The sequence below is a fragment of the Actinomycetota bacterium genome (assembly GCA_018830725.1).
Taxonomy (GTDB): domain Bacteria; phylum Actinomycetota; class Humimicrobiia; order JAHJRV01; family JAHJRV01; genus JAHJRV01.
In genome coordinates this window covers 1-12,489 of record JAHJRV010000043.1, presented here as the reverse complement: position 1 = coordinate 12,489, position 12,489 = coordinate 1, and the positions used below count along the sequence as shown (strand labels likewise).

Genomic DNA, 12,489 nt, shown 5'->3' with positions numbered 1-12,489 from the left:
TGAGATTGCCACACCACCTTCGGTGGCTCGAAATGACAACCAGGACCTGGCTCACAATGACACTCATTTAAATTTATTATTTTTAACATTTTGTTTTAGTAATTATTTCTAACATTTTATTATTGCAATAAATTAATTTTTAAAATGGAGGCTAAAGGTGGAAGTATTGCAGGAAGGTAAAGGGGAACTTATTGGATGGCATGATCCAGATGAAAATAGAAAATGGATTTTAGAAAATAAAAGTAGAGATTTAAAAGATAAAAGAACAACAGTAAAGGAAGCAGTCGAAAAATATGTAAAAGATGGTTCATTTATCGCAATGGGAGGATTCGGACATGTTAGAGTCTCTATGGCAGTAATATATGAGATAATCAGGCAGAAAAAGAGGAACCTAATATTTGCCGGTAAGACTGCAGTTCACGATTCTGATTTATTAATAGCTTCTGGTTGTGTAAATAAAATTGAGGTCGCTTATGCTTTTGGTCATGAATTAAGAGGCCTATCTCCAGCATCCAGAAGATTAGTTGAGGAAAGAAAATGTAAGGTTACATCAGAGATTAGTAATGCAGGATATCAATGGAGATTTTTAGCAGCTATGATGGGAGTTCCTTTCATTCCAACTAGAAATCTTTTAGGTACAGATACATTAAAACAGAGTTCAGCAAAGGTAGTAAAAGATCCATTCTCTAAAAAACCAATCTGTCTTGTTCCAGCATGTTATCCTGATGTAGTAGTAATGCATGTTCCAAGATGTGACATATATGGAAATGCTCAAATTGATGGAATAATCATAGAGGATTTTGAACTCTCAAGAGCAGGAAGAAGAGTAATAATGACAACAGAAAAGATAATTGATAACGATGAGATAAGAGAAAAGCCCTGGCTGACAGTTATACCATTCTTTTTGGTAGATGCAGTAATAGAAGTACCCTATGGATCCCACCCATGTAATATGCCATATAAGTACTACTTTGATGAAGAACATATCGGTGAGTGGCTTGAAATGTCCAGAACACCTGAAGGAGTTAATAAATATTTTGAGAAATATGTTTATTCAGTTGAAAAATTCGAAGATTACTTAGAACTAATAGGTGGTCAGAAAAAATTAAAATATTTAGAAGATGTTGAACATCTAAAGGCTAAACTAAAAGCTCCCTGGCTTGAGAAAAAGAGAAACCGATAATTTAATTTTAAATTTCTCTAGAGTAATCCAATAAATTTAAATAATTAGATGAATCAAAAAATTGTTTAATTCAAAAGGAGTTTATTCAAATGGCTGAAAAAGAAATTAATTACACTCAAACAGAACTCTTAGCAACCGTAGCTGGAAGGCTACTGGAAGATAAAAAATCAGTTTTTGTTGGAACAGGACTACCAATGATTGCTACAATGTTTGCTCAAAGAACACATGCACCTAAACTACTTATATTTTTTGAGGCTGGTTCAATGGGTCCACAAGTACCTGTTCTCCCAATTTCAGTTGGTGATTCCAGAACATTCTATAAAGCAATAGCTGCATCAAGTATGCATGATAGTATGTCACTAACCCAGGCAGGGTATATGGATTATGGATTTTTAGGAGCTGCACAAATTGATATATATGGAAATATAAACACTACTGTAATCGGTTCTTATGAGAACTTTAAAGTCAGGTTACCTGGAAGTGGTGGCGCTAATGATGTAGGTTCACTTTGTCAAAAAACTATAATTATAATGAGGCAGGATAAGCTTAGATTTGTTGAAAAAGTTGATTTTATTACTACCCCAGGTTATTTATCTGGTAAGGGAGCTAGAGAAGAAGCAGGTTTACCAGAGGGTGGTGGTCCTTATAGGATTATAACTCAATTGGGAGTTTATGGATTTGATGATGAAACAAAAAAAATGAAGCTTTTGTTCTTACATCCAGGTGTTAATTTAGAGAAAGTAAAAGAAAATAGTAGTTTTGATATTATTATCCCTGATAAGATAGAATTTACAACTCCCCCAACTGAAAAAGAAAGAAAAATACTTCATGAGATAGATCCGACAGGAATGGCTATTGGAAAATAAAGAAATAAAAAATACTTTAATTACCTTTATTTTTATTTATAGGTTTATTCTAATTATTAGGTCTTTTAATTATATTTTGTTTTATCTCCTCTATTTTACTACTCTTTTTTATGTTGTTCTCAATTACTCTTTCGATAGCTATCCTGACCTCATCTGGAACATTTTCCTTAACTTTTTCTAAAACTTCCTTCTGTTTCTTAAAATTCTCTGAAATCTTATCGATAACTTCCGGTGTCCTTATTTCAATTTCGAGATCTTCAATATAACTAATCGCTGAATCTGTTTCGCTTTCTAAAATATTTAATGCTTCATCAATTCCTACTGTTCTTCCCTTTCCAACCATTCTTTCAATCTCATCTAATCTCTTTTTAGCAAAAATTGCATGCAAATTGGCTCTTTCATGATGTGAAGTAAAAAATATTATGACTTTCTCAGTTGCTAATTTTACAGGATATAAAAAATCACCTGGTAAACTATCAGCTGATAATATTGATGTAAAACCACTTATAAACAGGAATAATATTACAAAAATTGATATTTTTGCTAATATAGGCATAGTCCACAACCCTGAGAATTTTGTTACAGATCTTGGTATCATACCTTTCTTTGGCAAAATCTGAGACTGTTTTGCTTTTACAATATTTATAAATCGAATTTTTACTTCATCCTCAAAAATTGCTGAGGGGTTTATTTTCTCAAATTCCTTAACCTTTATAAAAGATTCCAAAAGTGGTCTCAATTCTTCTTTAAATTTTGGATACCTTTTTAGACACTGTTCCAGCGACAGATTATTTTCTGAAATTAGTTTTATGCAATTGTCTATTATTTTCTCAATCTTCGTTGTCATCTAACTCACTTTTTTACTTAAATAAGAACTAAGATTTCTTAATGCTCTATATTGAAGAGCTTTCACCGCCCCTAAAGATTTTTTCATAATCTTTGAGACTTCCTTATTTTTTAATCCTGAAATAAATTTAAAAATTATTACTTGTCTTTGTTCCGTATTTAATCTATTTATTGCATTTATTAAATCTTGTTTGTCAAGTTCTTTTTCAAATATTAATTGCACATCTATATTTGAAACTTGTAAGTCTTTGTCAATTCCAGAAAGATATTTTTTTTCTACTGCTTTGTGCCTATAATAATTTTTTAAAATATTGCCTGCTATTGTAAATAACCATGAAGAAAAAGGCACTTTTTTAAATTTAAATTCATCAATTGATTTCAAGGCTTTATAAAAAACATTCTCAGTTAAATCCTCAGCAATATGGGGGTCTCCCACTCTAAAAAGTATATATCTATATATTTTTCTTACATACAGCTCGTATAATTCACTGAATGCTTCTGGATCATACTTTTTTGCTCTCTCAACAAGCCTTCTTATTTTTCTTTCAGAAACCAATAATTCCTCTCTAACTAATAAAACACTAATAAATTTGAAAAGATACGTTAATTTTTTAAAAATTAAAGCTCTTCCTAAAAAAAGTTTAGTTATCTACATATATGTAGTTATTCATATATATAGTCCCCTCCCCTTGTGGGAGGGGATTTTAGGGGAGGGGAAATATTTAAATTATCAAATTTACACCCTCTCCCTAACCCTCTCCCATCAAGGGAGAGGGAAGTGATCCTAATTTTAAAGAACACCTGCTACTAAATTATAAGAAGTATTAAAAATTTTAGAATTATTTAGTATATATTGTTCAGATATATCATCAGAAATGAAAAAAATATTATCATACTTATATATTAAATAGTATATTCTATTGGAATATATCCTCAGAAATCCTTAAAAAATTCTAATGAAAGATATGGGTTTTTTAGAATCTAATCTATTCAAACCGTACTTTTTTGCCAATTTTAAGGCATAATTATATTCATTACTTATGATTCTTTTATTTAATGGGGGTTTTTTAAATGCTTTATGATGAGGATTATACTGATCCATAATATTTAGGTATGTATTTTTTGAGATTTTTTTTGCAATAAATTCTAAAACCTTTTCTGTTCCTGCAAGATTATCCGGTAAAACTAAATGCCTTATAAGTAGCCCTCTTTGAGCTATTCCATTACCATCTAAAACTAAATCTCCAACTTGTCTATGCATTTCTAAAACAGCATCTTGATTAATTTTTGGATAATTACTTATCTTAGAAAGTTTTGCAGCAGTTGTCCTGTCACCATATTTCATATCCGGCATATAAATGTCAAATATACCATTAAGTATTTTTAGTGTTTCTGCAGAATCATAACCACCTGTGTTATAAACAAGAGGGATATTTAGCCCTTTTCCAACTGCTATTTCCAAGGCAGATAATATTTGTGGTACAACATGTGTAGGTGTTACTATGTTTATATTATGACAACCCTGATTTTGTAAAGATAACATCATTTTTGCTAAATCCTCATTACTTGTCTCAGTTCCCTCACCTAATTGACTTATAGAATAATTTTGACAATATATACATCTCATACAGCACCATGTTATAAAAATAGTTCCAGAGCCTCTTTTTCCAACAAGAGGTGATTCTTCTCCAAAGTGAGGACCATAACTTGAAACAACTACTCTTTTTCCTGTATTACAAAGCCCCTTTTCATCAATTAACCTATTAACTTTACAATTTCGTGGACATAGAACACACGACTTTAGCAGTGCCCAAGCTTCATCTATTCTTTTTTTAAGTTCTCCTTTTTTATATAAATCAATATATAAAGGAATCAAATTAAATCATCCTTTTGCTTATATTCATATAGTGACACCTCCAACGACTAAAGCCGTTGGCTTTCTTTCTAATCTATTCCTAAATAATCATAATTTTAACAAATTTAAGTAATTTTACCTTTTTGTCTTTCTGAGCGTTAGCGAAGAATCTCTCTTATCAGTTGAATTGAATTGCGTTTATGATTTAATTATCAAAAGTAAAAAAGTATAGGTATTTTTTAAACTAATCAAAAACACTTTTATTCATATTTTATCTTATTATTAAAAAAGGTTTAAAAATATTTTTTGCTAATATTTCTAAAACTTTAAAAATATATGGAACATTTTAATAATAAATAAATGTCTAATTATAATTAATATTATTTTAATGCTTGTTTTTAAAATCCAATAATTTATTCAAAACAAGTCATTAATAGACTTATACAAAGCTTAAATAAAGATTTTCTAAAAAATTTTTTAATTAAAATATTTTTTAAATTTGCGTATCTTTTTAATATTTAATGTGTTTTATTATATGAAAACTTCCAAAAGAATTATTATTGTTAAAAAAATTAGTATAAAAAAGGGAGGTATTAATAAATGATGAGAAAAATTGGAATTTTAATTCTTATTGGGATAATAAGTATGTGTACTGTTATTCCCATTGCTCTAGCTGATAATAATGATCAAGATGTTGATGATGTTATAACAGTTGAGGATGAAGGGGAAAATATATTTAAAATGAACTGGAATAAGATAACCTCAACTCTTTCCTTCAGTGAAAATGGCGAAGAGCCAACCATTAATGTTGAAGAAGAACACCAAAGTGGAAAAACGAGTCATGGAGCCATAGTATCTATAATTGCCAAGATAACTAATAAATTAGAATCAGTTATAGGTAAGACTCACGGAATGATTATGAGAGCCATTGCTAAGACTAATTGGGGTAAACAGATAGAGGATAAAGATTCATTAGAAGATAAAGAAGAAAAAGGAAAACCTGAAAAAGGTAAAAACCAACAGATATCCCCCCAAAAAAAATCCATAGAAGTTTTGGATACAGTTTTTGATATGATTTTAGGAATTTTTAATACACAAAAAGAGGTTTTAATAAAAGTTAAGGACGAAGTTCCTCCTGAAGCTCAGCTAGCTATTCAAAGAGCAATTGACAATAATGAAAGAAAGATAGAAAGAATGGAAGGGATTAAAGCGCGTGTCCTGGAAAGGGTTAACAATTGAAATCTAAATAATGAGTAAAAAATAATCAATAAATAAAAGAAAGCAAACTCCAAAAGATTATTTTTCTTTAATAATCTTTTGGAGTTTCTATTTTTTTAGCCATTTCAAAAAATTTTTGGATGTCATTCCAAACCTGTCTCTTTACTTCTAAATCATAAAATGATTTCACAAGATCATTTGTAACCAAAACTTTAATTTCAAGCCAAAGATTATAGACATTTCCTGGAAGAAATTGTATCTCCTCATCATCCTCCATTTTAATAAGATTTAGTGCCCTTGTAGCCAACTCCCCCATTGACAATATTATTTTTGGTTGACAAGCTAAAATTTCCAATTTTAAAAATTTTGAGCAATTTTTAAAGCATTTTTCTCTTATTTCTTCACTTACAAAGCATTTGACTACATCAGTACCATAAAGATTTGAGTAATCATAGTATAGTTTTTCACACGACTTTTTTATAGCATCTCCACTTTTCCCAAAAAATGCTATATTGCTATCCCCTTCCCTTTTAGTAAAAGTGGATTTTACTATAAACAAATCTGCCATTGGATGACCACTACCAAACACTTTAATCTTGGAATTCTCGGGAAAACATAGGTTACAACTTTTTATGTCACTACAGATTTCATTCATTTCATATTCAGCTTTATCATAATAAAGCTTATATAACTCTTTAAAATCGTTTGAAACAGATTTTTCCATTTTTTAAAACTTAAGTTTTATATATAGCTTTGCGACATGGTTTCGAAGACATTTTACCCTCCCCCTACCCCCTCCCGTAAAGGGAGGGGAATTGAGTAAGACGAAGGGAGAAACTATGTCCAAAGCTTCTCTTATTTCTTATTTTTTAAAATTTATTATAATATGGCTTCTAAAAACTTCTTTGTTCTCGGATTTCGGGGATTTTTAAACATCTCCTCAGGAGTATTTTCCTCCATAATAATCCCCTCATCCATAAATATCATTCTATCTCCAGCTTCTCCTGCAAATCCCATCTCATGAGTTACGACAATCATTGTCATTCCACCAAGTGCTAATGATTTCATTATATCTAAAACTCCCTTAATAAGTTCTGGATCAAGTGCTGATGTAACCTCATCAAATAGCATTATATCTGGATTCATTGCGAGTGCACGAGCTATAGCAACTCTCTGTTTCTGTCCACCTGATAATTGAGCAGGAAAAGAATTGATTTTATCAGAAAGACCAACCTTATTTAACATTTCTTTAGCTGAATGTTCTGCATCTTTTTTACTCATCTTTAAAACTTTCTGTGGAGCTAAACTGACATTACCTAAAGCAGTTAAATGTGGAAATAGATTAAAAAGTTGAAATACTATACCTATTTTCTGTCTAACCTTATTTATATCAACACCTGGTTTAGTTATTTCGACACCTTCAATGAAAATTTCTCCAGAAGTAGTTTCCTCAAGTAGATTTAAACATCTTAAAAAAGTGCTTTTACCTGAACCACTGGGTCCTATTATTACTAAGACCTCACTCTTTCTTAATTTTAAATTTATACCTTTTAAGACATGGAGATCTCCAAATTTTTTATGAAGGTTTACTACCTTAATCAATTATCTTATACCTCCTCTCTAAATAATGTACCAATTGAGACAAGGGTAATGTAATTAGCAAGTATATAAAAGCAGCAGCAGTATAAGTTGAGGGATTTACTTTCCATGTAGCTATTTCTTTTGCTGCCCTAAGTAATTCAACAACAGCTATTACAGATAAAAGAGATGAATCCTTAAGAAGAATAATGAAGTCATTTGTTAGGGGTGGAGTGACTCTCCTGAAAGCTTGTGGTAAAACAATATACCACATTGTTTGAAAGAAGTTCATTCCTAATGAACGAGATGCTTCTATTTGACCCCTTTCAATTGATTCAATACCTGCTCTAAATATTTCAGCAATATAGGCTGCACTATTTAAGGATAGAGCTAATAAACCTGCAAAAAATCCAGATAAATTAATCCCTATATATGGTAGTGCATAATAAGCAAACATAATTTGCATAAGTAATGGTGTTCCCCTAAAAAATTCAATATAAGCTATGCTTGGGTATTTAAAAACCTTTATTTTGGATATTTTCATAATTGCTAAAATAAGTCCAAATATTACTCCAAAAAATTCAGCTATAACTGAAAACTTAATAGTTAATACTGCTCCTTTTAAAAGAAAGGGCAATGCATCTTTCATAACAGAATAGTTGAAATAATATCTTATTAGTTTTTGTAAATTCTCCATCTTTACTCCAAAATTATTTTCTTTTTCAGATTACATATTTCATATGTATTCTGTGCTGTTATTTCTTACACATCTCTATTTGTTTTGCTAAACACTCTTATCTGTGTTCTTTGTAATTCTATAATTTTTTTTAATAATTTTTAAAACAATAATATTTATCGTATAAATGATGCATTGGTTAAAAATCATATATTAAATAAAGGATATGATAAATAGCTCATTTTAAGATTTTAACATAAATAATATTTTATAAAAAAATTGCGCAAGTTTTAGTATAAAGAACTAACTTGCGCAATTTACACAAGAGGGTTTTAAAAATCAACTCTATATTCTACTTATTCTCACCAAACCATTTGCTGTATATTTGATCATATGTTCCATCTTCTTTCATCTCTTTCAGTACCTTATTTACAGCTTTAAGAAGTTCAGGTGTATCTGGAGCGAATACAATACCATATTTTTCGTTAGTTATTATTTTCTCTACAATCACTAATTCTGGGTTATCTTTGACAATATAAGCTGATGTTGGAATATCATTTATTATAGCATCAATTCTACCAGCCTTTAAATCCTCAAATGCCAGTAAGATATCATCATAAGTTTTTATTTCAGCTACACCCATTTCCTCATCAATTTCTTTGGCTGTGAGCTCTCCTGTTGTTCCTATCTGAACACCTAAAATTTTATCTTTTAAGTCTGCTTTAGTTTTAATTCCACTATCATCTTTAGTAGCAATTGATTGGTCTGAATCAAGATAGGGATCTGAGAAATCCATTTCCTTATCTCTATCTTCTGTAATTGTAACTGCAGATATTACGACATCAAATTTATGTGCAATTAGTGCTGGGAAAATTCCATCCCATGCTGTATTTATAATTTCTGCTTCAAGTCCTAATCCATTTGCTATTTCTTTTACTAAATCAATATCAAATCCAACAAACTCACCAGCTTCAACATTTTCTAACGGTGGATATGCTGCATCAGTACCAACAGTTAAATATCCTTCTTTAATAGTTGTAAATTCAATTTCTTCCTCTGTTGGAGCTTCAGCTGGTTCCTCAGTAGTTGTAGGTTCTTCGGTAACTGGTGTTGGAGGACATCCTATAAGTGTAAGTGATAGAGATGCAACAATTGAAAAAGCTATAACTGTTAAAATAAGTTTTTTAAGTAAATTCATTTAAACCTCCTTATCAATTTTTTATAACAAATTAAATGTTTTATAAAATCACCTCCTATTTATTTTTTAATTGCTTCTTCTTTAATAAGATGTGCAACTTCTATTTTCTTATATTTCTTTATAAGAATTTTGAAATAATTTATAAAGTGTTAAGTTAGAATATTAGCATTTTCACAGCCTAAAGTCAATTTAAATGCAATATTTATTTAACTGGTAAATTTTCTTCTATAAATGAAATTATATCTTGCTTTACTTGTTCACCTTCTGCTCACAAAAACATATTCGTTCCATGTTCAATTTAATATACTATTAAATTCAAGTTGTTTATACCCTCCCCTTGCCCCCCCATCAAGGGAGGGGGTAGGGGAGGGTTTGAAATGTCTTCGAAACCATGCCATAAATCTCAAAAGTAAACATAAATTTAATTAAATCTTAATTACTTATTAAAAATTAAGAATCTCTTATCTAAGTATTTATAAATTTACTAAATTCTGTTAAGTTTAATTCTTCTAATTTCTCTTTGGTGGGAACTCCGTTTTCATCCCAACCTCTAACTTCATAATAATCATTTAAAAGTTTATCAAGGTCTATAATATTTCCAAACATATCATTATCATCTTTTCTATAAGTTAAAACTCTTGATGGAAGATTGTCATCTTTTCTTGTCATACCTAAAGAACAGTTAAAAATTCTTTTAAGATTATATATTCTCTCTCCTACTTTCAAGAACTCATTAAAATCCAAATTCCAATCTGTTATTAAATTTAGCCACTCTAATATTTTTTTAGGAGTAGCTTCATAAAAAATTAGGAATTTACATATCTTTAATGAGTCAAGTATAGCCATATAATTCTGCATTTTTACTACCATCTCTGCTTTCCCCTCAGTAGAATATTTATCTAATACATTATCATAGCCCAACTCAGGAATTGTAAAAGACCTTTCCATAATATGCGATAAGGCTTGAAGATGACATCCTCCTCTATTTCCCGTAGCATAACCTAAGGCAAGACTTGAGAATGTTCTTGGATCATGTGCTGGAAGTTCCAATCCTTTGCAGTGTATAGCAAATTCTTTACTATTATTTCCAAGTTTTTCTGAAGCAATTCTGACACCTTCTGCTAATAAATCCCCTATTTTTTCCCTGAAGGCTATCATTTTAATTAATTTTAAAACTATATTTGCATCTCCCCATTTGATTTCAATATTGGATTCTAAATTATTGAAATATCCTTTTTCATAAGCTTCCATGGCAAAAGCTATCACTGAACCTGTAGATATAGTATCCAATCCGAATCTATTACACATTTCATTTGCTTTCATAACTGCAAACATATCATCAATATAACAATTTGCACCCAACATTGAAATAGTTTCATATTCAGGTATAGATCCGATAATTTTTCCATAGGGACTTTCGGTCTCAGCAACTCCACCACACCCAATTGGACATTTTGCACAGTAAAAATTACCTTTTTTTGCAATTTCAACCATATTCTTTCCATTTAAGCTTTCTCCACCCTCTAACCACCTTCCACTTATCCAGTTTTTCACTGGAACATCCCCTATCTCCATATTTCTTTTAAAACTCCCAGCTGTCCCATATTTCCTAAAACGACTAGAAGCTTTCACTATATCAGGAACTACCTTTCTAATAGATTCAATAAGCTTATTTGGATAAGCTATCGGAATTTTTATTTCAGTCTTCCCGTCTTTTTTTCTGCTCTTTTTAATTAAGGTTACAATAGCCTTAAGATTTTTTGAACCCATGACTGCTCCCATTCCACATCTACCAAGTGCTCTTCCATGTTTTCCATCAGTCATAATAGAAGCAAATCTAACTAAGTTCTCCCCTGCTTGTCCAATAACCATTGCAGATATTTTATTTTCCACTTTTCCAACTTCAATATTTCCTACTTCTTTATTTAGAATCTCATATGTTTCATAGGTATCTTTCCCCCAGAGATGTGAAGCATTTTTTATCTGAACATTATCTTCAGAAATTATTATGTATACTGGAATTTTAGAGGAACCATAAACAACAATCCCATCCACTTTATTTCTTTTTAAAATATCTCCAAATGTACCACCAACATCAGCTTCACCCCAGATCCCAGTAAGAGGGGATTTAGATGCAACACTGTGTCTTCCAGATGATGGAACTTTTGTTCCAGTGAAAGGTCCTGTGGTAAAAATAATAGGAGTTTTTGGATCAAAAGGTTCAGAATTTATATCAAATTCAGCTAAATATAAATAAGCAGCTAATCCTGCACCCCCAAAATATTGTCTTGCCACATGTTCTTTTATTTTCCTTTTCTCCACATTCCCTGTTGAAAGATTTATATAAATTAAGTTATTAGCATATCCAAAAATCATATTACCCCTCTATCTTTCCGTAAACAACTAAAATTATTTTTTACATTAAACATATTAAACATTTTTCTCAATATCATATATATTTATTAGTTTAACCTATAAGGCTAACACTTTTTAATATGATTTATTAATTATTCACCCCCACCCTATCCCTCCCCCATCAAGGGGGAGGAAAATTTCATTAAAATACACACTACATATTAATTAAAACTTACCATTATCTCCTACATCAAGGATGGGAGGAAATTCTAAAATAAATTTTTTAAGATTGAAACTCTATAATTTTTTAAAGGAGAGATTCTATAATTAATCAAATTTTTCTTATTTTAAAAACTCATATTTAGAAATTTTCATTTATAATAGTATAATATTGAGCGGGTATAGTATAGGGGTAATACGCAAGCTTCCCAAGCTTGAATCGGGGGTTCAAGTCCCCTTACCCGCTCCAATTTATAAATTATTATTTCTTTATAACTTACAATCTGAGCTTAGAAGAGGAACACATTGAGATATTTGATGTGAATCACTCTACACCTGGAGGCGTAAAGCTTCCTGCTTCGTAGTCGAGAGCAACCTCTCAACTCCACAAGCATAAAATTTCTTGAGTTTAAAAATTCAATAGTAGTTTTAAATTACATTTATCTATTCTAACTTAATTAATTTTAGTATACAATGTGTCTAATGATAGGGGTT

At 30.3% G+C, this 12,489-nt stretch carries 11 protein-coding genes and 1 tRNA gene; 4 read left to right on the top strand and 8 right to left on the bottom strand.

All coding sequences use genetic code 11. From position 1 onward, the window contains the following. Nucleotides 1-157: 157 nt before the first annotated feature. Together KKC53_02310 and KKC53_02305 are read left to right on the top strand one after the other, a co-directional pair. Nucleotides 158-1,183 (top strand): CoA transferase subunit A, encoded by a 1,026-nt coding sequence (locus tag KKC53_02310; GenBank protein ID MBU2598004.1) that lies wholly within the window; start codon nt 158-160, stop codon nt 1,181-1,183. 89 nt (nt 1,184-1,272) lie between these two features. Further along, nucleotides 1,273-2,049: a 3-oxoacid CoA-transferase gene (locus KKC53_02305; protein MBU2598003.1), complete on the top strand. Its 777-nt coding sequence runs from the start codon at nt 1,273-1,275 to the stop codon at nt 2,047-2,049. 49 nt (nt 2,050-2,098) lie between these two features. Here KKC53_02305 and KKC53_02300 read toward each other — a convergent pair whose 3' ends face one another. The 3 genes from KKC53_02300 to KKC53_02290 all read right to left on the bottom strand — a co-directional run bounded on the left by KKC53_02300 (nt 2,099) and on the right by KKC53_02290 (nt 4,771). Continuing rightward, nucleotides 2,099-2,896, bottom strand: coding sequence for a hypothetical protein (locus KKC53_02300; GenBank protein MBU2598002.1), 798 nt, complete (start codon nt 2,894-2,896; stop codon nt 2,099-2,101). Then, nucleotides 2,897-3,451 (bottom strand): sigma-70 family RNA polymerase sigma factor, encoded by a 555-nt coding sequence (locus tag KKC53_02295; protein ID MBU2598001.1) that lies wholly within the window; start codon nt 3,449-3,451, stop codon nt 2,897-2,899. It lies immediately after the preceding gene. 387 nt (nt 3,452-3,838) lie between these two features. Further along, on the bottom strand, nt 3,839-4,771 hold the full coding sequence (locus KKC53_02290) for a radical SAM protein (GenBank protein ID MBU2598000.1): 933 nt from the start codon (nt 4,769-4,771) through the stop codon (nt 3,839-3,841). Nucleotides 4,772-5,350: 579 nt separating this feature from the next. On the opposite strand from KKC53_02290, the gene KKC53_02285 reads away from it, so the two are divergent. Further along, nucleotides 5,351-5,989, top strand: coding sequence for a hypothetical protein (locus tag KKC53_02285; GenBank protein MBU2597999.1), 639 nt, complete (start codon nt 5,351-5,353; stop codon nt 5,987-5,989). 67 nt (nt 5,990-6,056) lie between these two features. Here the strand turns inward: KKC53_02285 and KKC53_02280 are convergent, their stop codons facing one another. The 5 genes from KKC53_02280 to KKC53_02260 form a co-directional block, all read right to left on the bottom strand. Beyond that, entirely contained in the window at nt 6,057-6,692 is a 636-nt protein-coding gene (locus KKC53_02280) for a hypothetical protein (GenBank protein ID MBU2597998.1), read from the bottom strand. A gap of 155 nt (nt 6,693-6,847) precedes the next feature. Beyond that, nucleotides 6,848-7,570, bottom strand: a complete 723-nt coding sequence (locus tag KKC53_02275) for an amino acid ABC transporter ATP-binding protein (protein MBU2597997.1) — start codon at nt 7,568-7,570, stop codon at nt 6,848-6,850. Then, nucleotides 7,563-8,243 carry an amino acid ABC transporter permease gene (locus tag KKC53_02270; protein ID MBU2597996.1) on the bottom strand — a complete coding sequence of 227 codons (681 nt, stop codon included), beginning with the start codon at nt 8,241-8,243 and terminating at the stop codon, nt 7,563-7,565. The genes KKC53_02275 and KKC53_02270 overlap by 8 nt, the downstream gene beginning before the upstream one ends. Nucleotides 8,244-8,574: 331 nt before the next feature. Further along, nucleotides 8,575-9,420: a basic amino acid ABC transporter substrate-binding protein gene (locus KKC53_02265; GenBank protein MBU2597995.1), complete on the bottom strand. Its 846-nt coding sequence runs from the start codon at nt 9,418-9,420 to the stop codon at nt 8,575-8,577. Nucleotides 9,421-9,885: 465 nt separating this feature from the next. Next, entirely contained in the window at nt 9,886-11,796 is a 1,911-nt protein-coding gene (locus KKC53_02260; GenBank protein MBU2597994.1) for an aldehyde ferredoxin oxidoreductase family protein, read from the bottom strand. A 374-nt stretch (nt 11,797-12,170) separates the two neighbouring features. On the opposite strand from KKC53_02260, the gene KKC53_02255 reads away from it, so the two are divergent. Further along, nucleotides 12,171-12,244 (top strand) — tRNA-Gly (locus KKC53_02255). Nucleotides 12,245-12,489: the final 245 nt, after the last annotated feature.